Genomic DNA, 20,918 nt, shown 5'->3' on the forward strand with positions numbered 1-20,918 from the left:
CTCCGAGCCCCCCCCCCGCGCCCCGCCCCCCCCCCGCCCCCGGCCCGCCCCCCCCCGCCCCCCCCCCCCCCCCCCCCCCCCCCCCCCCCCCCCCCCCCCCCCCCCCCCCCCCCCCCCGCGCGGTGCGGGAGGAGGCCCCAGGCGCACGGTGAGGGACGACGCCGACCCGAGCCGGCAGGACGCCGTCAGAGCATCGACGGCGGGCGCAGCGCCTCCGGGACGACGGCGGTCTCGCCGGTCGCCGTCTTCGCGCTGGGCACGCCCTTGAACCGGTAGGGCACGGTGCCGACGCCGGGCTGGATGACGTAGGCCGCGCCCGCCTCGCCGGACTCCCACGCCATGACCATCGCGTCGGCGACCTCCGCGGCCGGGATGACCGGGAAGCCCGCGGCCTCGAACTGGTCGCGGATGCGGTCGATGATCGCGGTGTCGGCGAAGCCCGGGCAGATGGCGGAGATCGTGATGCCCTCGCGGGTCAGCCGCGGCGCCATCGACCGCACGAACGCGATTGCGCCGCTCTTGGCCACGCTGTAGCCGGGGTCGGTGGGCATGGGCGACAGGCCCGCGAGCGAGGCGGTCACCACGATCGCGCCGCCGCCGGCCCGCGCGATGGCCGGGCGGGCGGCGACCGCGCCGTAGACGACGCCGAACAGGTCGATGTCGACCACGCGCAGGAACTCCTCGAGGTCGAGCGCGTCGTCGCTCTTGGCCGCGGAGATGCCGGCGTTGAGGTAGGCGGCGTCGAGCCGGCCGTGCTCGGCCTCGACCTGCGCGACGACGGCCTCGTTGGCCGCCCGGTCGGTGACGTCGAGCGCGGCGAACGGGCAGCCGAGCTCCTCGGCGACCGACCGGTTGCGCTCGGTGTCGAGGTCGGCGAGGACGGCCGTGACCTCCCGCTCGCGCAGCTTCGTGGCGAGGGCGCGGCCGAAGCCGCCGGTCCCTCCGGTGATCAGGGCGACGGAACCGGGGCGCAGGCGCGTGGGAGAGGTCACCCCGGCATCACACCACGAGCGCCGACGGCGCCAGCGCGGCGTCGACGGCGGCGGTGGCGTGCAGCCGCGCGGAGGGCAGGAGCGGCACCGGCGAGTCCTCCGGCCGCAGCAACAGCTCCAGCTCGGTGCACGACAGCGCGACGGCGTCGGCGCCGCGTGCGGCCAGCCGGGCGGTCACCGCGCGCAGCTCCGCCCGGGTGCCGTCGGACAGCACGCCGCGGCACAGCTCGCCGAAGATCGCGTCGTCGACCCGGTCGACGTCGTCCTCCGGCGGCACCAGCACCGTGAGGCCGGCCGCCGCCAGCCGCTCCCGGTAGAACGGCTCCCGCACGGTGCCGGCCGTCCCGAGCAGGCCGACCACCGGTCCGGGCGCGGCCGCGGCCACCGCGTCGGCGATGTGCAGGAAGGGCACCGACAGGGCGGCCTCCAGCGCCGGGGCGACCTTGTGCATGTAGTTCGTGCAGAGCAGCACCAGGTCGGCGCCGGCGGACTCCAGGGTCCGCGCCTCGGCGGCGAGCAGCGCCGCGGCGTCGTCCCACCGGTCCTCCACCTGGCAGGCCCGGACCTCGCGGAAGTCGAGGCTGCGCACCAGCAGCGAGGCGCTGGCCAGGCCGCCGAGCCGGTCGCGGACCAGCTCGTTGGCGACGCGGTAGTACAGCGCGGTCGACTCCCAGCTCATGCCGCCGAGCAGTCCGATCGTCCTCATGGGTCCCAGCCTCGCCCCGGCCGACCTCCCCCACCAGACCGCGGGGTCGACCGGCGGACCCAAGCGCTGCTTGGATGTGGCCGTGGACTCCCGCCGCCTGCTCGTCTTCCGGGAGGTCGCCCGCGCCGGGTCGCTCGCCGGCGCGGCGCGCGCCCTGGGCTGGACGCAGCCGGCGGTGAGCCAGCAGGTCAGGCGGCTGGAGGCCGAGGCCGGGACGCCGCTGGTGGTGCGCGAGGGGCGCGGCGTCGTGCTCACCGAGGCCGGCCGGCGGCTGCTGCGCCACGCGGAGGCGATCGCCGACCGGCTCGCCGCGGCCGAGCAGGACATGGCCGCCCTGACCGGACTGGCCACCGGGGTGGTCCGGGTCGCCGCGTTCCCGACCGCGGCCGCGGTGCTCGTCCCCCCGGCACTGGCCGCGCTGCGCGACCGGGCGCCGGCGCTGGAGGTCCACTTCGCCGAGCTGGAGCCGCCGGAGGCCGAGGCGGCGGTGCGGGAGGGCGCCGCGGACCTCGCCGTCGTCTTCCGGCACGAGGACGACGACGACGAGGTGCCCGGCGACCTGCTGCGCGAGCCGCTGGCCCGGCACCCGGTGCAGGCGGTCGTGCCCGCCGGGTCCCCGGTGCCCGCTGCGCTGGCCGACCTGCGCGACGAGCCGTGGATCGCCGGGTGCCTCCGCTGCCGCCGGCACCTGCTTCGCTGCGCGCGCCGCGCGGGCTTCGTCCCCGACGTGCGGTTCGCCACCGACGACCACGTGGTGGTGCAGCGGCTGGTCGCGCGCGGGCTCGGGGTGGCGCTGCTGCCGGCGTGGGCGTTCGCGGTCGGCGCCCAGCCGGGCGTGGCCGCCGTCGAACTGCCCGACGTCGACGGGCGGGTGGTCGAGACCCTCGTCCGTCCCGACGCGCGGCGGGTGCCGGCCGTGGCCGCGGCGCTGGAGGCGCTGCGGGCCGCCGGCTGAGGATCAGACCGCGCGCAGGAACCGGTCGAGCACCCGGACGCCGAAGCGCAGCGACTCCACCGGCACCCGCTCGTCGATGCCGTGGAACAGCGAGGCGAAGTCGAGGTCGGCGGGCAGCCGCAGCGGGGAGAAGCCGAAGCAACGGATGCCCAGGCGCTCGAAGCTCTTGGCGTCGGTGCCGCCGCTCATGGTGAACGGCACCGGCCGCGCGCCGTCGTCCTCGCTCTTCAGGGCGGCGACCATCTGGTCGACCAGCGGGCCGTCGAAGGTGGTCTCCACGGCCTGGTCGTGGACGATCCACTCCCGCTGGATCCCCTCACCGATCAGCGAGGCGAGCTGGCGCTCGAACTCCTCGGCCTGACCGTGCAGGAAGCGGCCGTCGACGGTGGCACTGGCGGTGCCGGGGATGACGTTGGTCTTGTAGCCGGCGTCGAGCATGGTCGGGTTGGCGGTGTTGCGCAGCGCCGCGCCGATCATCCGGCTGATGCTGCCGAGGCGGGCGAGGGCCTCCTCGGGCTGGTCGGGGTCGATCTCGATGCCGTAGGCCTCCTCGACGGCGGCGAGGAACTGCCGCATCGGCGGGGTGAGCACGGTGGGCAGCCGGGTCGAGCCGATCCGGGCGACGGCCTGGCACAGCCGGGTGACGGCGTTGTCGTCGTGGACGAACGAGCCGTGCCCGGGCCTGCCGCCGGCGGTCAGCCGCATCCAGGCCAGGCCCTTCTCCGCCGTCTGCACCAGGTAGAGGCGCAGGTCGTCGCGGACGGTGATGCTGAAGCCGCCGACCTCGCTGATCGCCTCGCTGCAGTCGGCGACCAGGTCGGGGTGCTCGTCGACCAGCCACCGCGCGCCGAGGGTGCCGCCGGCCTCCTCGTCGGCGAGGAAGGCCAGCACGATGTCGCGGGGCGGCCGGACGCCGGTGCGGGCCCAGTCGCGGACCAGCGAGAGCACCATCGCGTCCATGTCCTTCATGTCGACGGCGCCGCGGCCCCAGACGTAGCCGTCGCGCTCCTCACCGGAGAAGGGGTGCACGCTCCACTCGGCGGGGTCGGCGGGGACGACGTCGAGGTGGCCGTGGACCAGCAGCGGCGGCCGCGAGCGGTCGGTGCCCTCGATGCGCGCGACCAGGCTGGCCCGCCCGGGCTCGGACTCGAGGATCTGCGAGCCGATGCCGACCTCGTCGAGCTTGCCGGCCACCCACTCCGCGGCGACCCGCTCCCCGGCGCTGGTGGCGGTGTCGCCGGTGTTGGTGGTGTCGATCCGGATGAGCTCGCTCAGCAGTTCGGCGACCTCGGCCTGGGCCTGGACGGGACCTTCGACGGGACCTTCGCTCTCCACCCGGCGAGCGTAGGGCTCCCCGGCCCCGACGCGACCCGGCGCCGGGCCCTCCTCCGGACCGGGCCGGTGGGTTGCTATCGTGGTCCCGCACTCGTCCGGGTGGCGGAATGGCAGACGCGCTAGCTTGAGGTGCTAGTGCCCTTTATCGGGCGTGGGGGTTCAAGTCCCCCCTCGGACACAGATCGGCGGCAGGGGGCGGCGGACCGTCGGCTGTGATCAGCGTGACACGCACGTTCGGGTCCTCCGACAGACGGGCCGCGATCACCGCACCAGCGGATCCGGCCCCGACGACGACGAAGTCCACGCTGCTCGGCACGCGGCGAACCCAGCGCCGGTGGACCAGCGAGGAACCTGACGGATCCCGGGCGGATCGGCACTGTGACGTGGGTCGACGGGTCAGCCCCAGACCTCGCCGGCGGTCTCCACGATCAGAGCCAGCTTCGCGATCTGCTGGTCGCGGGTGAGCGTGTTGCCCTCGACGGTCGAGGAGAAGCCGCACTGCCCCGAGAGGGCCAGCTGGTCCAGCGGCACGAACCGCGACGCGTCGTCGATCCGCCGCTTGAGGTCGTCCTTGGACTCCAGCTCCGGCCGCTTCGTCGTGACCAGGCCCAGGACGACGCGCTTGCCCGGCGGCACGAAGCGCAGCGGCTCGAAGCCACCGGACCGGGCGTCGTCGTACTCCAGGAAGAAGCCGTCCACCTCCAGCCCGCCGAACAACGCCTCCGCCACGAAGTCGTAGCTGCCCTCGGCCACCCACGATGACCGGAAGTTGCCCCGGCACATGTGCGTGGTGACGGTCAGCCCGGCGGGACGGCCCGCCAGCGCCTCGTTGATCTGGCGGATGTAGCGCTCGTGCAGGTGCTCGGCGTCGCGGCCCTGGGCGGCGATCTCGGCCCGCTGGGCCGGATCGTTGAGGTAGGCGAGGCTGGTGTCGTCGAACTGCAGGTAGCTGCAGCCCTGCGCGGCGATGCCCCGCACCTGCTGGCTGTACGCCGCCGACAGGGCCTCCCAGAACTCGTCCTCGTCCGGGTAGACCTGCGGATCGATCGCCGCGGCCCCGCCGCGGTAGTGGACCATCGACGGCGACGGGATGGTCAGCTTCGCCGTCTGCCCCTCCCCCACGACCGACTGCAGGAAGGCGAAGTCCCGCCCGAAGATCGGCTCGTCGATGCGCAGGGGACCGTCGACGTGCAGCCCGGCGGGCGTGAAGTCGATGGTGCCGTCCTGGTTCTTGAAGTGGACGACGATGTTCTGGTCGCTGACCTTGGTGATGCCGCCGATGGCGTAGATGAAGTCCATGTGCCACGAGGCTCGGCGGAACTCGCCGTCCGTGGCCGTGCGCAGGCCGACGTCGGCCTGCATCCTCACCACGTCGCGGATCGCCTCGTCCTCGATGCCCCGCAGCTCCTCGTCGTCGATGTCGCCGGCCGCGTGCTTCGAGCGGGCCTCCAGCAGGTTCGCGGGGCGCAGGAGGCTGCCGACGTGGTCCGCGCGGAAGGGCGGTCCGGACGCATCGCTCATGAGCACAGCATCGTGACTGCTGCTGCACGGCGCAGCCCCTGGGCCAGGACCGCGCACCATCGACAGTGGCCGAGCTCCCCCGCGAGCGCGGGGGACGAAGGCGTGTGCGGGAGTACCGTGTCGCCCCTCGGACCCGCGATCGCCCCAGTGCTCCTGCAGGTCAGGAGCCCCGGGCGGGTGCGTTCCCGGACCAGCACGGTCTCGCCGGGGATCAGCCGGCCAGGGTCAGCACGCGCTCCCCGCCCTCGGCCCGGAAACCGGTCCGGGCCAGGTAGGCGTCCGCGGCCCGCACGTCGCGCGGGGCGAGGACCCGGCGCACCCCGCTCACCGCGAAGGGACCGTCGGGGCGGTACACGAACTCGCCGGGTGTGAAGTCCCGGTAGCGCGGCAGCACGTAGTCCACGTCGATGCGCGCCGTCGCGGGCTCACCGGTGCGGTGTGCCAGGACGACGCCCGCCGTCTCCCCGTCCCCGTCGCCGACCGCCAGCACGAGGAACGCCAGCGGCTCCCCCTCGACCGGCGGCCACTGCACGTCGGGGTGGAAGCGCCGGATGTCCTCACCGTGGCGCTGCAGGACGTGGCGCAGGTAGGGCTCCTCCGCGCCGATCGGGACGACGTCGTACCGGCGCACGTCGTGCCGGCCGCGCTGCATCCGCCAGATGACCCCGGCGTTGATGGCCGCGATGACGACGTTCATCGCGACCATCGGCCACACCGCGATGACGGCGTTGTAGCCGACGAGGACCAGCGCCGCCAGCAGGTTGAGGATGCGGAAGCGCAGGACCCGCGTCTGCAGCAGCGAGTAGACGAGCAGCGCCGACCCGGACCAGCCCACGAGGTCGATCACACCCACGCTCAGAACCCCTCCGGCACCCTCAGGACCCCGGACGGGACCGTCACGGGGAGCCGCCGACTCGACGGGCGCGCGAGCGCGGACGAGCCCGGCGGGAGGGCCGGGACGCCCGGATCCCGCGGCGGACCGGTCGGACACCCCGCAGGGTAGTCGTGGCCCTCCGAGGTCCGTCGCGGCGACCGCACCCCGGTCCGGGGCGCGGGCGACCTCACTCGTAGTAGAGCTTCTGCGGGCCCGGGTAGATCCAGGACAGCGCGTCGCGGAGCCGGTCGCGCCAGTTCTCCCAGGAGTGGCCGTCCCGGGCCTCGGTGTAGCGGACCTGCATCCCGGCGTTCTCGAACACGTGCACCATCGACCGGTTGGGCACGATCAGCTGCTCGTAGACGCCGCAGGACATGAAGATCCGGTCGGCGACCGCACGCGGCTTCGCGCGGTAGCGGTTCACGAACTCCACGACGGGGTCGAAGACCGGCCCGCCGCCGTGGTCGCTGCCGATGTCGGTGAACACGAATGACCCCGACAGCAGCACCAGCGACCCGTACGTGTCGGGCGAGCGGTACGCGGCCGACAGCGACGCGACCCCGCCGAACGACGAGCCCAGCAGGCACCGCCCCGAGCGCTGCCCGACGAGCGGGAGCGAGGACTCCAGCTCCGGCAGCAGCTCGGAGGTCAGGAACCGGGAGTGGGCTGCAGAGTTCGCGTACTCCTCCAGCCGCTCCCCGGGGTGGGTGAAGGCGACCACGGTCTCGGCGACGTCGAGCCGGTGGATGAGGTTGTCGAGGACGGTCTTCATCGACGCGTACTGCAGGAAGTCCGCACCGTCGTGCACCACCAGGAGGGGGTACGACGCGGTCGGCCGGAACCGGGCCGGGAGGTACAGCGTCACGTGCGCGTCGCGCCCGAGGGCCTCGCTGGGCAGGACGAGATCCCTCAGCTCGCCCTGCCGGGCCTCGGGATCCGGGAGCACCCAGTCCGGGGTCCGGTACCCGACGCCGAAGGCCAGGGACGACGACCCGACGGGACCGTGCGACCGCTTCTCGTTGAGCGGGTCGTTGAAGCGGTCGTGGTGCTCACCGCGCCGGATCTCGATCTGGTACTCGACCCGCGAGCCCTCCGGCAGCTCGAGCACGAGGTACCAGAGGTCGGTGCCGTGCAGGCGGCGCATGGGGATCCGGTCGGGCAGCCCGACGATCCGCTGGCAGACCCACGCCTCGTCCGCCTCGCCCCGCCAGAGGAAGGTGCACCGCGCCCCCTCGACCACGGGCACCTCGTGCCGGTCGAGGAACGCCTGCACGGCCTCCGCGTCCAGCGGCTCCGTGGCCTCGAGCCGGTTGATCGCGAGCTCGCCCTGGGCGGCGGTCACGCCGTCGCCCAGGCGATCAGCCCGTTGGTACCGACCACCCGCGCGTCGGGCGGCAGGGCGCCGCCGGCACCCAGGTCGACCCGCACACCGTCGTCCAGGACCAGGCAGGGAGCCGGCGCGAACCGGCGGGCCAGCGCCGACATCCGGAGGACGTCGTCGGTCAGCAGTCGCCGCCGCGCGTGCGGCAGCAGGACCAGGCCGGGGATCACACCGATCCCGGCGTCGAAGACCTCGGTCGGCGAGGCGCCCTGCGCCGCCCGGTCGTGGAAGAGCACCACCCGGTCGGTCAACGCCATCGCGCCCGCCGACCACGCCACCACCGTCGGCGGCAGGTGCGGCGCCAGGTGGAACAGGTGCACGAGGCGCACCAGCTCGCCGACGTGCCCACCGGCGACGACCAGGCACTCCGCCGTCGACAGGAGGTCGCGGACCTCCGCGCGGTGCCCGGCGATCGGCCCGCGCGACTCGAGCTCCCAGGTGCCGTAGAAGGTGTCGTGGAGCTCCTGCACCCGGGCGAGGTGGGTCGCGTCGAGCAGCCGGACCGCCTCGAGCGCGTCGGTCGCCGCCATGGCCAGGGTGTGCGCGTGCCCGTCGGTGCGCGCGGTCACCGCGGCCTCCGCCTGCAGCGCGTGGTCGAGCCGGATCAGGTAGAGCTGCCGGAGCTCGTCGAGGAACTGCCGGTGCTCGCGCTCGGCCTCGGCGTACTCGGGGTCGGCCCGCAGCACGTCCACCCAGCGGGTGAACAACCGCAGGTTCGTCGCCCGCTCGCCGGCCAGCGCGAGGATCTCGGCGTCGTCGGACTCCCGCTCCTGCCAGCCGGCGTTGACGACGGCCACCGGGCCGGTGACGCCCAGGGAGGACAGCACCCGGTCGAGGGTCGGCCGCCGCTGCGGGCCGAGCAGGGTGATCGAGGGGGCCACGGGCGTCAGCCGGCGTGGACGTGCACGGTGCGCCCGACGTCGTCGAGCATCCCGCGCAGCGTGTCGAAGTCCGGGTGCCGCATGCGCACGTAGGCGTTGGCCATGTACCCGGCCGCCACCGGCTGGGTCGGCGTCCCGGGCGGGGGCAGGTGGGCGTCCAGGACCCACTGGCCGTGGCGCGCCTGGACCTCGTCGACACCGGAGTACCCCGAGATGGTGCCGTCACCCTCCGGGCGCAGCGCCACGATGCCGGCCGAGTACTGCCGCGACGGCCGCCCCCAGACCTGCCCGTGCACCACCGAGTCGGCCCACTGGCGGTAGACGTCGAGGTCGTTGGCCGCCGAGTAGAGGTCCCACGCGCCGACACCGGGCGGCCGGCAGCCGATCTCGCTGAACCGCAGCCCCTTGGGTCCGAAGAACCACTCCATGTGCGTGGCGCTGGTGCCGATCCCCAGCGCCTCGTTGACCCGCCGGCCCATGTCCCGCAGCTCCTGGTAGTCGGCCACGGCGTCGATCCGGTTGGTGGCGACGAACTGGGGCGAGATCCAGCGGGTGCGCATCGCCTCGAGCACGTTCGGGAAGTAGTGCGACACGAAGTCCAGCGCCGGGACGCCGTCGACCGACAGCGTGTCGTAGAAGCCCTCGTGCCCCTCGACGAACTCCTCGACGGCGATCGAGTCGACCTGCTGCGCGCCGAACGCCCCCAGGGCCGCCTCGAGCTCGCCGTCGCCGTCGACCCGGGTGGTGTCCAGCGCGCCTGCGCCCGTCCGCGGCTTGAGGATGAGCGGGTAGCCGATCTCCCGCGCGAAGGACCACACCTCGCCGGCGGTGGACGCCGCGGTGGACGCCGCCGTCGGCACGCCGGCCGCCCGGAGGACCTCCTTCATCGACGGCTTGTCCCGGCACAGCCACGCCGTCCGCACCGACGTCCCGGGGATCGTGCAGTTCTCCCGCACCTGCGCGGCGGCCAGGGTGTGCGACTCGATGGTCGCCTCGAGCCGGTCGACCCAGACCCTGTCCTGGATCCAGCGGACGGCGTCGGTCATCACGCCGACGTCGGTGACGCTCGGGACCTGGTGGTAGTGCGCCAGCCACGACCGCAGCTCGTCGTCGAGCCACTCCCCCGGGCGGTCCCCGACGCCGTAGACCGACGCCCCCACCTCGGCCAGGGCGCGCACGAAGTGGCGTTGCGTCGACGGGAAGGCCGGATCGACGAACACCACGTTCATGGGCGGGAGCCTAGGAGCGCCCCGGCCTCCTCGCTGGACTGCCCCTTCCGGCCGGTGGCAGTAGCGTCCGCGCATGGTCGTCGCCGCCTTCGTCGCGCCGTACCTGATGGAGGCCACCACCCGATTCGTCTCCGTCGCCGCGGAGCTGCCCGGCGTCCGGCTCGGGCTGGTCACCTGCGAGCCCGTGGAGCGGGTCCCGGCGCACCTGCGCGAGCGGCTGGCCGGTCACTGGCGGGTGGAGGACGCGCTCGACCCGCGGCAGCTGGCCTGGGCGGTGGCCGGCCTCTCGGGACAGCTGGGCCGGGTGGAGCGGCTCGTCGGGGCGCTCGAGCAGCTGCAGGTGCCGCTGGCGCAGGTGCGGGAGTCCCTCGGCATCGAGGGCATGGACGTGCGCACCGCGGTCAACGTGCGGGACAAGTCGCGGATGAAGGAGACGCTGCGGGCGGCCGGCATCCCCTGCGCCCGGCACGCGCTCGTGCGCTCCCCCGGCGAGGCCGTGGCCTTCGCCGAGCAGGTCGGGTTCCCGCTGGTGGCCAAGCCGCCGGCGGGGGCGGGGGCGCAGTCGACGTTCCGGCTGGACGACGGCGACATGCTCCGCGGCTGGCTGGCCGCGGTCCCGCTGGGCTCGCACGACCCGGCGCTGCTCGAGGAGTTCCTCACCGGCGAGGAGCACACGTTCGACAGCGTCACGATCGGCGGGTCGACCGTGTGGTCGTCGATCGCCGACTACCGCCCGCCGCCGCTGGAGGTGCTCCGCACCCCCTGGATCCAGTGGACCGTCCTGCTCCCCCGCGACACCAGCGGCCCCCGGTACCAGGGCATCCACCGCTGGGGGCCCGCGGCGCTGGAGGCGCTCGGCGTCACCGACGCGCTCACGCACATGGAGTGGTTCGCCCGGCCCGACGGCTCGGTCGCCGTCTCGGAGGTGGCCGCGCGGCCGCCCGGGGCGCAGCTGAGCTCGATGCACGGCTACGCGCACGACTTCGACCTGTACCGGGCCTGGACCGAGCTCGTGATCCACGGCCGGTTCGACCCGCCGGAGCGCCGGTACGCGGCCGGTACCGCCTACCTGCGCGGCATGGGCTCCGGGCGGGTGCGCGCGGTGCACGGCCTCGACGCCGTCCAGGAGCAGGTCGGGCACCTGGTCGTGGAGGCCCGGATCCCGCAACCCGGGCAGCCGGCCGCCACCGACTACCTCGGCGAGGGCTACGCGATGGTGCGCGACCCCGACACCGCGGTGGTGGAGGACGCGCTGCACCGGATCGTCAGCGGGGTGCGCGTCGAACTGGCCGAGGCCTGAAGGAGGTCCCCGTGGACGTCGTCGTGCTCTCCCCCGGCTACCCGGCGGAGATGGCGTACTTCACCCGGGCGCTGGCCGGGGTCGGCGCCCGGGTCATCGGGGTGGGTGACCAGCCGCCGGACGCCCTGCCCGAGGCCGCCCGCTCGTCGCTGGCCCACTACGAGCACGTGGACCTCGCCGACGAGGGCGCGGTGCTCGGTGCGCTGCGCGGGCTGTCGCGGCACGTCTCGATCGACCAGGTGGAGTGCCTGTGGGAGCCGTACATGCTCCTGGCGGCGCGCATCCGGGAGGTCTTCGGGTTGCCCGGCATGACGGTGGAGCAGACCCTGCCGTTCCGCGACAAGGAGCGGATGAAGCGGGTCCTCGACGCCGCCGGCATCCGGACGCCGTGGCACGTCAGCGCGCGCACGGTCGCCGAGGTGTGGGCGGCCGCGGAGAAGGTGGGCTACCCGCTGATCGTCAAGCCGATCGCCGGCGCCGGCTCGGCGGACACCTACCGGGTGGACTCGCCGCAGGAGCTGAGCGAGGTCCTCCCCCTGCTGCGGCACGTGCCCGAGGTCAGCGTCGAGGAGTTCGTCGACGGCGAGGAGTTCACCTTCGACACCATCTGCGCCGACGGCCGGATCCTCTTCGAACACGTCCTCTGGTACCGCCCGCGGCCGCTGCAGATGCGCATGCACGAGTGGGTCAGCCCGGTGTCGATCTCGCTGCGGGACCTGTCCGTGCCGCACCTGGCAGACGGACGGCGGATGGGCGAGGCGGTGCTGGCCGCGCTCGGCTTCCGGTCCGGCTTCACGCACATGGAGTGGTACCTCAAGGCCGACGGCGAGGCCGTGTTCGGCGAGATCGGTGCCCGCCCGCCGGGCGCCCGCGTCGTCGACCTGATGAACTTCGCCACCGACGGCGACACGTACGTCGGCTGGGCGCAGGCCGTCGTCCACGGGTCCATGCAGCCCCTGGAGCGCCGGTACAACGCCGGCGCGGTCTTCAAGCGCGCCCGCGGCTCCGGGCGGATCACGCACTCGGAGGGCCTCGACGCGCTGGTGGGCCGGTACGGCGAGCACGTGGCGCTCATCGACCTGCTCCCGGTGGGCGCGCCGCGCCGCGACTGGCGCTCGACGGTCACCGGCGACGGCATGGTCGTCGTCCGGCACCCGGAGCTGCAGCAGGTGATCGAGATGACCGAGGCGTTCGCCCGCGACTTCCAGATGTTCGCGGGCTGAGTCCGGTCGGCGAGGTCTCGCTCCGTCCTCCGACCGAGACGGGGACACCACGTGCGTTCGCGGTCACGTGACGCGGGATGACCGCATCGATGCGCCTCGGTGCGAGACCCGGTCACCGCTCCCATCGGCCGCCTCAGCCGGACGGACGGCGAGTGTCCGTGAGCGGCCCGTCCAGGGACAGCTGCCGCGCTGCTGACCGCACGGACGCTCGTGGGCAGGGTGGCTCGGCTCGTCACGTCGGCGGGCGCACCCGCTCGGTGTCCGGTGCCTCCACGATCCGCTCGAGCAGCCGGCACAGCGGTGCTGGGACCTCCTCGGGCTCCAGCGCTGCGGCGAGCGCAGCCGCCAGCAGGGCCTTGCGCCCGGACGCGATGCCCGCGAACCGGTGCAACTGGTGCTCCACGGAGCGGCCCCGCCAGGTCAGCTGGTTGCAGAAGGCCGCGAACCTCCCCCGCAGGCCCACCCGCTCCAGGACGTCGAGGACACGGTCCGGGCCGCAGGCACGGATGAGCTCGTCCTCCAGGTCGGCGTCGCAGACGGAGAACCCGTGGCCAGGCAGTTCCCGTGGGCCATCGAGGCCGAGCGCCCGGACGACGACGTCCGCCTCCCCGGCGTCGCACATCCCGACGACCCGGACGGGCACCGGCCGGGCCCGGGAAGCCACCAGGTGGCGGTGGACGTTGGTGACACCTCCCATGTCGACGAGCCGGTACCGGTGAGCGCTCTCGAGCAGGCCCCGAGCCGCCGCGACCGTCCGGACCGCGGCCACGTCGCTCCGGCCCTCGAGCAGGACGACCGTGTCGACGGTGTCGCAGCGGTCGGGCAGCATGCACGGACTGTCGCACCGTCGTCGTGGTCCCGTCGCCGCGATCGCGGCACCGGCGCGTGCGGCAGTCTCGTTCGCCCGGGTGGCCCCCGGTGTCGTCCGACGCGAACCGGCGTGTGCCGCGGCGGCCACACGCCGGTCGAGGCCGACGCGCCACGTCGGACACGTCAGCAGACGGGGCCGCCGGCGGGCAGACGGGCGCTCGACGCAGCTGACCGTTCGTCCGGAGGCCGCCCTCCGCGCGACGTAGGTCGCTCAGGTGCCCCTCGGGGACAGTCCTCGTTCTTGCCGGGATGGCCGTCCGTGATCCGAGTGGGGGCAGTGACGGTCCCCGTCGACGGCCCTGGACTCAGCAGAGCTCGTCGAGGTACTGCGGCAGCATCCGCTGCCAGGTCTGCCAGTCGTGCGGCCACTCCGGGCCCCAGACGTCGACCCGGTTGGGCACGCCCTTGCTGCCGAGCACGTCGCCGGCGTCCCAGGACGCGTCGACGTCCTCCCACGCCCCCCGGCCGGTGGCGATGACGGCGAACCGGGTGCGCAGCAGGTCGAGCTGCTCGCCCTCCAGCCCGGGGAGGAAGTCCAGCGGCGAGGCGAAGAAGAGGTCCGGCGAGGACCGGTGGTCGAGGAACTTCTGGATCCGGTAGGTGCCGCTCATGCCCACGGCGGCGCGGAACACGTCGGGGAACCGGCAGAGGACGGCGAGGGAGTTGAACGCCCCGATGGAGGCGCCGGTGACGACGATCGGCGACTCGTCCCCGCCGGAGTCGGCCCGGATGGCCGGGACCACCTCGTGCCGGATGGCGTGGTGGTACTGGTTGAACAGCCACATCCGGTACTCGGGCGGGCCTGCCTTCGCCACCATGGCCTGCCCGGGCACGCTGTCGCAGGAGTAGAGCTTGACCCGGCCGCTCTCGATCAACGGCCAGCAGGCGCCGACCACGCCGTTGCGCTCGATCTCCTCGGCGTCGCCGCCCGCCGTGGGGAAGACCAGGACGGGCGTCCCGTAGTGGCCCCACCGGGCCAGACCGATCGGCTGGTCCATCCGCTCGGAGTGCCAGCGGTCGGTCACCTTCACGCCGGGAACCCTGACACGGCCCCCCGCCGGCGACAAACGCGGCAGGCCAGCGCGTTCTGTGCCAACCTGGCCGCACGTCGGCACCGATGGGAGGCGACCGTCGTGGGGCAAGAGGTCGAGGCCCGGACGTTCTCGCGCGCGGACCGCCTGCGCTACCGGGAGAAGCTGCGCCGCTGCCTGGACGTCTTCGGCCGGATGCTCAACGAGTCGAAGTTCGACTTCGAGCGGCCGCTGACCGGCACGGAGATCGAGTTCAACCTGGTCGACGCGCAACAGGACCCGGCGATGCGCAACGAGGAGGTCCTCGCCGCGATCGCCGACGAGGTCTTCCAGGCCGAGATGGGCCAGTTCAACATCGAGATGAACGTGCGGCCGGCCACGCTGGCCGGCACGGCCGCCGCCGAGCTCGAGACGGAGTTGCGGGAGAGCCTCAACGCCGCCGAGGAGCGCGCGCGGTCGGTCGGCGCGCACATCGTCATGATCGGCACGCTGCCGACCCTCGGGCCCGAGCACGTCACCGGCGCGGCGATCACCGCGCACCCGCGCTACGCGCTGATCAACGAACAGATCTTCGCCGCCCGGGGCGAGGACCTGCACATCGCCATCTCCGGGCCCGAGCGGCTCGACGTGCACGCCGACACGATCGCGCCCGAGGCCGCCTGCACCAGCACCCAGTTCCACCTGCAGGTCAGCCCCCAGGACTACGCGGCCACCTGGAACGCCGCGCAGTGCATCGCCGGCGTCCAGGTGGCGCTCGGTGCCAACTCGCCGTTCCTGTTCGGTAAGGAGCTGTGGCGGGAGACCCGGATCGCGCTGTTCGAGCAGGCCACCGACACCCGCCCGCTCGAGCTCAAGGAGCAGGGCGTCCGGCCCCGGGTCTGGTTCGGGGAGCGCTTCATCACCTCCGTGTTCGACCACTTCGAGGAGAACGTCCGGTACTTCCCCGCGCTGCTGCCGGTCTGCGACGAGGAGGACCCGGTCGCCGTCCTCGACCGCGGCGACATCCCGCAGCTGTCCGAGCTGCGGATGCACAACGGGACCGTCTACCGCTGGAACCGCCCGGTCTACGACGTCCACCGGGGCCGGCCGCACCTGCGGGTCGAGAACCGCGTGCTGCCCGCCGGGCCCACGATCGTCGACGTCTTCGCCAACGGCGCCTTCTACTACGGCCTGCTGCGCGTCCTCGCCGCCCAGGACCGGCCGGTGTGGTCGCAGATGTCGTTCGCCACCGCCGAGGAGAACTTCGAGGAGGGCGCCCGCAACGGCATCAACGCGCAGCTGTACTGGCCCGGCCTCGGCACGGTGCCGGTCACGGAGCTGGTGCTGCGCCGGCTGCTGCCGATGGCCCGGCAGGGGCTGGCCGAGTGGGACGTCGACACCGCGGTCAGCGACCGGCTGCTGGGCGCCATCGAGCGACGCTGCACCGCCTACCGCAACGGCGCGGAGTGGCAGGCGGAGGTGTTCCACCGGATCGACGAGCAGCGGCAGCCGCTGGACCGCCGTGACGCGCTGCGGGAGATGCTGCGGCGCTACAGCGAGCTCATGCACGCCAACGAGCCGGTCGCGGACTGGCCGCTCGACTAGGGCCTGTCCTGCGGATCTCGTGCGCCGCCCACGTCCCTGGAGGCGGCCCATGGGACAGAGGATCTCTGCACCATGGCGGCAGCATGGCGACGGTGACCCGCGGCGCAGAACGCCTGAGCCACGAGCGCCCACCCGCAGCGAAGGTGGTCGGTCGGCGACAACAAGGACTCGTCGACTGCTTTGATGACGATCTCGTCATGGCTTGACTGCAGCGACCAACCTCCTGGGTCCCGTGTCTGTCATCGGGTCGTGGTGCCACACCTGTGTCAGCTTTCCATCCGCCACTTTGGCTATCACGCTTCCCAGCTCTGATCCGTCGCGTGTCTGGAGGCTGTAGACGGCGACCGCGTATTCGTCATCGGCCAGGACGGTGATGAGCCGCGTCGCCGGGTCCTTTGAGTGTCTGGGAGCCTCCTGGTCCAGTTCATGTAGCTCGGCGAACGTATTGCAAGGGATCCAGTCCTTCGCACCCTTGCCGAAGGAGTCACCTGATACGGGACCCTGCCCGTGGACACGCGCCCTGACGTCGTCGGCCTGGTTGTCCCAGAAGGTAGCGGTGTCACGCGCCATGACGGCTTCGGAGGTCTCGCGCATCACAGTTGCGTTGGATTCGGCGAGGTCGGTCACGGTGCCTCCACGTGCGAGAACTACGTGAGAGTCGGTGCCCGCCGGTACAGCAGGACCGCGTCATCGCTGCGTCATGGCTGCGTCACCCGCTGCGCCCGCGCGGGATCAACCTCCCATCCAGCGCTCACCCTCGAGGCGAGTAGCCCTGGACCCCACGTCGCTCGCCCCTCGGTGGGCCGCCGTGGGGCAGCACCTCGACCGACCGCCGTGAGAGGGGCCGAGGGACATCCGAGTGACGCTGCGGTGACGCCAGGCGGGTGTACTGAGGGAAACCGGCACAGAGGCCGGTGCAAGCGGGCCAACGGACTGAGGACCCGGATCGTGACCAACAGAATGATCGAGTCGCGGAGTCCGCATCTGGTGCTTGCCGGCGCGCCCGCTTCTCCGCTGACATCTCGAGGAGGGCGACATGCCAACTCTGAACCACTACACCTACGACTACTACGAGGGCGGCACCCTCTTCCAGCCGGGACAGACCAGGACGTACTTCTACGGCGGCCCCCTGGGTAGCGACCCGGACGGTCCCTGGTTCGACTGGTTCCGGAAGGCGGTCGTCGCGTCGGCCCAACCCTTCGATGCGACTGGCCAAGACCGGACATTGGTTGTCGAGCAGATCCGACACCGGTCGATCGACGCCGGTAAGCGTTACGTCTCCATCACCATCCGCAACGTCGGCGTCCATGCGGCCGTCATCTGGTACGTCACGCTCGGCGTCGTGTCCGCCTAGATAGGGAGAGCACCATGGCGACCTATGCCATCCGCACCACGAGCGGCACGCTCGTGGCGCTCGTCAAGACGCAGGACGACGCTCCGCCGCCCGCGGTTGGTGGCGAACCCGGATACGTCCTTGCGACGGTCGACGTGGGCGACGACGCGGTGGACATGTCCCAACAGCAAGCCGAGAGTGAGACCCAGAGGCTGTTCGAGGACCTCGGCGCTTCGGATACGTGATGACGATTTCGGCGCGGCCGCTGGCGACGGACGACCCAGGCCAGAGGCAGTCGCGATCAGCCGGTGTCCCTGGTGGGCCACTCTGAGACGAGCGGATGCCCCACCACGGAGTCGCTTCGAAGCCCTCGACCTCCAGGTAGGCGTTCCCACGGGAACGTCGTCAAGGGCACGGGCTTGCGCACGTTCCCGCGGGAACGCCTCCGCACCGAGCCGTCCCCGAGTACGCCGCTGAGGGACACCGGCCGACTCGCCTGGCAGGTGCGCCCGGCCTGGGCATCCACGTGGTCCTGGTCGACACGGCCACCGGAGGACCCCGCCGCTTCCCGGTGCCCCTGCTCGTCCTCCTGGAAGAGGACGACGTACCCGTGGTCGCCGTCGACGGACAGGTCCACCGCCGCCCGCTCGGTGGAGACGACCACCGCGTCGACTCGGGCGTCACCTGTCTTCGGCCAGTCGGACAGAGCGACGAGCGCCGGCTGCTGCCGCTCGGCACCACCGAGGTCGCCGCGGCCCACCTCCGGAGGCCATGGCGACCGTCGTCCGTGGGCCGGGCAGACCTGTCCCGTGGTGGGCCGATCGGGGATGCCGGCAGCCGTCGCGGCGCACGCGATCCGCAGGACAGCCCTAGGTGCGGCTGAGCCGGTTCTCCTCGTCGCGCGTCCACATCCCGAGCAGCCCGCGGTAGTGCCCGATGAAGTGGTCGTGCTCGTGCGGGGGGAACGTGGACCGCACCGTGTCGACCAGCAGCCGGTCGAAGTCGGCGCTCTGCACCCACTCGAGCACGACGGCGTCGAGGTGGGCGAGCCGGCTGGCGCAGAAGTCGGAGTAGGCCTCGACCTGGAAGTAGTCGTCGGCCAGACCCCGGTAGGCCCTGAGCTTCTCGTCGTAGCCCAGGTCGTCGCGGTCGGCGATGTCGAAGTACCGGCGCGTGTCGAGGTCGTAGCGCGGCCGTCGTCCGGTGGCGGTGCAGTACACCGACCACCGGACCAGCGCCTTCAGTGCCCACGGGAAGTAGTAGTGCAGGCTGGTCAGCGCGATGTCGGGGCAGGCGTTGGCGTAGTCGATGGGGTGGACGACGCCGTCCTTGATGAGCGTCTCGCAGGAGTTGAACTCCCAGCGGAAGAACGCGTTGACCAGCCGGCCGATGCTGACCGTCTCCTCGCCCGTGGCGGCGTCGAGGAAGCCGTGGGCGACCGAGTACCGGCCGTGCATGGGCTGGTCGGGGTCGAACTTCATCACCATGGTCTCGGGGCCGATGGACAGGCTCCGCGCGAAGACGTCGTACCCGGCGACGGCCTTCTGCAGGTGCATCAGCCGCTGTCCCGAGGCGTCGTAGGCCCGCTGCAGCTCCTCGGCGTCGCGGATCATCGTGACGCCGACCCACGCGCCGCCGTCGTAGGGCTTCATGAACAGCGGATAGCCCATCCGCTCGGCGATGGCCGTGAGGTCGAACGGCCGGTTGTACTTCTCCGCCGTGTAGGCGTACTTGGCGTGGTCCGGCGGGTTCTTGTACGGGATGAGCACCGTGTCGGGCACGCGCAGCCCCAGCCGCAGCATGGCGCAGTACGCCGCGTGCTTCTCCATGCTCTGGAAGGTGAAGGGGCTGTTGAGGAGGTAGACGTCGTCCATGAGCGCGGCCTTCTTCAGCCACTCACGGGGGTGGTAGTACCAGTAGGCCAGCCGGTCGATGACCAGGTCGTAGCGCGGCTTGGCGCACAGGTCGAACGGCTCGACCGTGATCCGCTCGACGTCGTAGTGGTGGGCGGCGCCGGCGCCGTCGTGCACGGTGCCGAGGCGGCGCACGATCGCCTCGAAGGCGGTGGGCCAGTCCTCCTCGGTGCCGAGCAGCAGCCCGATGAGGTGCCGGGAGTCGGACATCGACGCTCCTCCAACGATGGCAGGGCCTCCCGCGTCGCTCCGGTGACCTGGGCGGACGCGGACGGAGCCTATGACCGGCCGGGGATCCCGGCGAGTTCGCGCCACAGGTGCGCGGCGGCCTCGGCCCCGCGGTGCAGCATGGGCAGCAGCACCCGCTCGTTCGGTGAGTGGATCCGGTCGGTGGGCAGCATCGCGCCCAGGAACAGCAGGGGGGCGCCGAGCCGCTCGACCAGGGCCGCCTCCGGTCCGCTGCCGCCCTCGCGCAGGTGGAGCACCTCGTCGGGATCGCCGTCCCAGGCCCGGGCGAGCGCCCGCCGCAGGGCGCCCATGCCGGGCGAGTCGAGGTCGCTGGCGCACGGGGCGACGCCGGCCTTCTCGGCGCGCACCTCGGCGGTGATCCCCGCCGGCAGCCGCTGGTCGACCCAGGCGCGGACCTGGTCGGCGACGTCCGCGGGCGCCTGGTCGGCCACCAGCCGGAAGCTGATCTTCGCGTGCGCCTCGGCGGGGACGATCGTCTTGTGGCCCGGGCCCCGGTAGCCGCCCCACACGCCGTTGACCTCGGCGGTGGGCCGGGCGCCGATCCGCTCCAGGGTGCTGAACCCGGCCTCCCCGTACGCCGCGGAGCCCGCCGCCGGGCCGGCCAGCCACGCCTCCTCGTCGAAGGGCTGCCGGGCCATCAGCTCGCGCTCGCGGTCGCCGAGGGGCCGCACCTTGTCGTAGAAGCCGGGCAGGGTGACCCTGCCCTGTTCGTCGTGCAGGCCCGCGAGCAGGGTCGCCATCGCGTGCAGGGGGTTGGGGACGGCGCCGCCGAAGGACCCGGAGTGCAGGTCGACGTCCGGCCCGCGCAGGGTGATCTCCGCACCGGCCAGCCCGCGCAGCGAGACGACGGCGCCGGGCACGTCGGGAGCCGCCGTGCCGGTGTCGCTGACGACGACGACGTCGCAGTCCAGCCGGTCCCGGCGCTCGTCCAGCAGCGCGGTGAGGTGCGGCGACCCGGACTCCTCCTCACCCTCGACGAGCAGCTTGAGGGTCACGGCCGGGGTGGACCGGCCGGTGGCGGCGAGGTGGGCGCGCACGCCGAGCAGGTGCATGGCGACGTTGCCCTTGTCGTCGCTCGCGCCGCGGGCGTGCAGCTCCGGGCCGTCCGGTCCGTCGACGGCCGTCGGCTCGAACGGCGGGTGCACCCACAGCTCGAGCGGGTCCACCGGCTGCACGTCGTGGTGCCCGTAGACGAGCGCGACCGGGGCGTCGGCGTCGTCCGAGGGCCACTCGGCGAAGACCGCGGGCGCGCCGGGGGTCGGCCAGACCTCGACGGTCGGGAAGCCGACCCCGCGCAGTGCCCCGGCCAGCCACTGCGCGCTGCGGGCGACGTCGGGGGCGTGCGCGGGATCGGCGGAGATCGACGGGATGCGGAGCCAGGCGTCGAGATCGGCGCGCAGGTCGTCGCGGTGCGCGGTCACGAACGCGCGCTCGGGGCTGGTCACGACCCCCGACCGTAGCCCGCCGCCAGGGCGTGTCCGACGGACCCGTGCCGATGGGAGCGCCGGTCAGGTGCTTGCTCCGCGAGGCCGAGGAGCCGC

The 20,918-nt window shown here is 73.1% G+C and carries 19 protein-coding genes and 1 tRNA gene; 7 read left to right on the forward strand and 13 right to left on the reverse strand.

What is annotated here, in order from left to right:
• Positions 1–185: 185 nt before the first annotated feature.
• Positions 186–992, reverse strand: a complete 807-nt coding sequence (locus ACI780_RS11685; RefSeq protein ID WP_456872454.1) for an SDR family oxidoreductase — start codon at positions 990–992, stop codon at positions 186–188.
• Between the two features lie 7 nt (positions 993–999).
• Entirely contained in the window at positions 1,000–1,698 is a 699-nt protein-coding gene (locus ACI780_RS11690) for an aspartate/glutamate racemase family protein (protein WP_457003071.1), read from the reverse strand.
• Positions 1,699–1,780: 82 nt separating this feature from the next.
• Here ACI780_RS11690 and ACI780_RS11695 point away from each other — a divergent pair, with 82 nt between their 5' ends.
• Positions 1,781–2,653, forward strand: a complete 873-nt coding sequence (locus tag ACI780_RS11695; RefSeq protein WP_457003073.1) for a LysR family transcriptional regulator — start codon at positions 1,781–1,783, stop codon at positions 2,651–2,653.
• A gap of 3 nt (positions 2,654–2,656) precedes the next feature.
• Here ACI780_RS11695 and ACI780_RS11700 read toward each other — a convergent pair whose 3' ends face one another.
• Complete coding sequence (locus ACI780_RS11700) at positions 2,657–3,988, reverse strand: M20/M25/M40 family metallo-hydrolase (protein ID WP_456872457.1); 1,332 nt, start codon at positions 3,986–3,988, stop codon at positions 2,657–2,659.
• Between the two features lie 93 nt (positions 3,989–4,081).
• On the opposite strand from ACI780_RS11700, the gene ACI780_RS11705 reads away from it, so the two are divergent.
• Positions 4,082–4,166, forward strand: a tRNA-Leu gene (locus tag ACI780_RS11705).
• A gap of 218 nt (positions 4,167–4,384) precedes the next feature.
• Here ACI780_RS11705 and ACI780_RS11710 read toward each other — a convergent pair.
• The 5 genes from ACI780_RS11710 to ACI780_RS11730 form a co-directional block, all read right to left on the reverse strand.
• Positions 4,385–5,509 (reverse strand): 5-methyltetrahydropteroyltriglutamate--homocysteine S-methyltransferase, encoded by a 1,125-nt coding sequence (locus tag ACI780_RS11710; RefSeq protein WP_457003075.1) that lies wholly within the window; start codon positions 5,507–5,509, stop codon positions 4,385–4,387.
• Between the two features lie 211 nt (positions 5,510–5,720).
• Positions 5,721–6,362 carry a hypothetical protein gene (locus ACI780_RS11715; RefSeq protein ID WP_457003077.1) on the reverse strand — a complete coding sequence of 214 codons (642 nt, stop codon included), beginning with the start codon at positions 6,360–6,362 and terminating at the stop codon, positions 5,721–5,723.
• Positions 6,363–6,570: 208 nt separating this feature from the next.
• Positions 6,571–7,725: an alpha/beta hydrolase-fold protein gene (locus ACI780_RS11720; RefSeq protein ID WP_457003079.1), complete on the reverse strand. Its 1,155-nt coding sequence runs from the start codon at positions 7,723–7,725 to the stop codon at positions 6,571–6,573.
• Positions 7,722–8,645: a hypothetical protein gene (locus tag ACI780_RS11725; protein WP_457003080.1), complete on the reverse strand. Its 924-nt coding sequence runs from the start codon at positions 8,643–8,645 to the stop codon at positions 7,722–7,724. The genes ACI780_RS11720 and ACI780_RS11725 overlap by 4 nt, the downstream gene beginning before the upstream one ends.
• A gap of 5 nt (positions 8,646–8,650) precedes the next feature.
• The gene (locus ACI780_RS11730) at positions 8,651–9,874 is read right to left on the reverse strand and encodes an ATP-grasp domain-containing protein (RefSeq protein WP_456872462.1); all 1,224 of its coding nucleotides are present in this window, start codon (positions 9,872–9,874) and stop codon (positions 8,651–8,653) included.
• Between the two features lie 73 nt (positions 9,875–9,947).
• Between ACI780_RS11730 and ACI780_RS11735 the strand changes: the two genes are divergently transcribed.
• Both ACI780_RS11735 and ACI780_RS11740 read left to right on the forward strand, forming a co-directional pair.
• Complete coding sequence (locus tag ACI780_RS11735) at positions 9,948–11,174, forward strand: hypothetical protein (protein WP_456872463.1); 1,227 nt, start codon at positions 9,948–9,950, stop codon at positions 11,172–11,174.
• Positions 11,175–11,185: 11 nt separating this feature from the next.
• Positions 11,186–12,397: an ATP-grasp domain-containing protein gene (locus tag ACI780_RS11740; RefSeq protein ID WP_457003083.1), complete on the forward strand. Its 1,212-nt coding sequence runs from the start codon at positions 11,186–11,188 to the stop codon at positions 12,395–12,397.
• Positions 12,398–12,629: 232 nt separating this feature from the next.
• Here ACI780_RS11740 and ACI780_RS11745 read toward each other — a convergent pair whose 3' ends face one another.
• Both ACI780_RS11745 and ACI780_RS11750 read right to left on the reverse strand, forming a co-directional pair.
• Positions 12,630–13,226 carry a hypothetical protein gene (locus ACI780_RS11745; protein WP_457003085.1) on the reverse strand — a complete coding sequence of 199 codons (597 nt, stop codon included), beginning with the start codon at positions 13,224–13,226 and terminating at the stop codon, positions 12,630–12,632.
• Between the two features lie 346 nt (positions 13,227–13,572).
• Entirely contained in the window at positions 13,573–14,298 is a 726-nt protein-coding gene (locus ACI780_RS11750) for an esterase family protein (protein ID WP_456872466.1), read from the reverse strand.
• Positions 14,299–14,400: 102 nt separating this feature from the next.
• Between ACI780_RS11750 and ACI780_RS11755 the strand changes: the two genes are divergently transcribed.
• Positions 14,401–15,882, forward strand: a complete 1,482-nt coding sequence (locus tag ACI780_RS11755) for a hypothetical protein (RefSeq protein ID WP_457003087.1) — start codon at positions 14,401–14,403, stop codon at positions 15,880–15,882.
• Between the two features lie 195 nt (positions 15,883–16,077).
• On the opposite strand, the gene ACI780_RS11760 is transcribed toward ACI780_RS11755, so the two are convergent.
• Positions 16,078–16,509: a hypothetical protein gene (locus tag ACI780_RS11760; RefSeq protein ID WP_457003089.1), complete on the reverse strand. Its 432-nt coding sequence runs from the start codon at positions 16,507–16,509 to the stop codon at positions 16,078–16,080.
• A gap of 409 nt (positions 16,510–16,918) precedes the next feature.
• Here ACI780_RS11760 and ACI780_RS11765 point away from each other — a divergent pair, with 409 nt between their 5' ends.
• Together ACI780_RS11765 and ACI780_RS11770 are read left to right on the forward strand one after the other, a co-directional pair.
• Entirely contained in the window at positions 16,919–17,236 is a 318-nt protein-coding gene (locus ACI780_RS11765; RefSeq protein ID WP_457003091.1) for a hypothetical protein, read from the forward strand.
• Between the two features lie 14 nt (positions 17,237–17,250).
• A complete protein-coding gene (locus ACI780_RS11770) occupies positions 17,251–17,460 on the forward strand; it encodes a hypothetical protein (RefSeq protein WP_457003093.1) in 210 nt (69 codons plus the stop codon).
• 624 nt (positions 17,461–18,084) lie between these two features.
• Here the strand turns inward: ACI780_RS11770 and ACI780_RS11775 are convergent.
• Both ACI780_RS11775 and ACI780_RS11780 read right to left on the reverse strand, forming a co-directional pair.
• The gene (locus ACI780_RS11775) at positions 18,085–19,338 is read right to left on the reverse strand and encodes an ATP-grasp domain-containing protein (RefSeq protein WP_457003095.1); all 1,254 of its coding nucleotides are present in this window, start codon (positions 19,336–19,338) and stop codon (positions 18,085–18,087) included.
• 68 nt (positions 19,339–19,406) lie between these two features.
• Positions 19,407–20,822: a M20/M25/M40 family metallo-hydrolase gene (locus tag ACI780_RS11780; protein WP_457003097.1), complete on the reverse strand. Its 1,416-nt coding sequence runs from the start codon at positions 20,820–20,822 to the stop codon at positions 19,407–19,409.
• Positions 20,823–20,918: the final 96 nt, after the last annotated feature.

The sequence above is a fragment of the Geodermatophilus sp. SYSU D00814 genome, from assembly GCF_054050055.1.

Coding starts and splice junctions, on each gene's coding strand:
- ACI780_RS11745 (WP_457003085.1), bottom strand. CDS start 13,226: ATGCTGCCCGACCGCTGCGACACCGTCGACACGGTCGTCCTGCTCGAG.
- ACI780_RS11730 (WP_456872462.1), bottom strand. CDS start 9,874: ATGAACGTGGTGTTCGTCGATCCGGCCTTCCCGTCGACGCAACGCCAC.
- ACI780_RS11735 (WP_456872463.1), top strand. CDS start 9,948: ATGGTCGTCGCCGCCTTCGTCGCGCCGTACCTGATGGAGGCCACCACC.
- ACI780_RS11770 (WP_457003093.1), top strand. CDS start 17,251: ATGGCGACCTATGCCATCCGCACCACGAGCGGCACGCTCGTGGCGCTC.
- ACI780_RS11690 (WP_457003071.1), bottom strand. CDS start 1,698: ATGAGGACGATCGGACTGCTCGGCGGCATGAGCTGGGAGTCGACCGCG.
- ACI780_RS11765 (WP_457003091.1), top strand. CDS start 16,919: ATGCCAACTCTGAACCACTACACCTACGACTACTACGAGGGCGGCACC.
- ACI780_RS11710 (WP_457003075.1), bottom strand. CDS start 5,509: ATGAGCGATGCGTCCGGACCGCCCTTCCGCGCGGACCACGTCGGCAGC.
- ACI780_RS11775 (WP_457003095.1), bottom strand. CDS start 19,338: ATGTCCGACTCCCGGCACCTCATCGGGCTGCTGCTCGGCACCGAGGAG.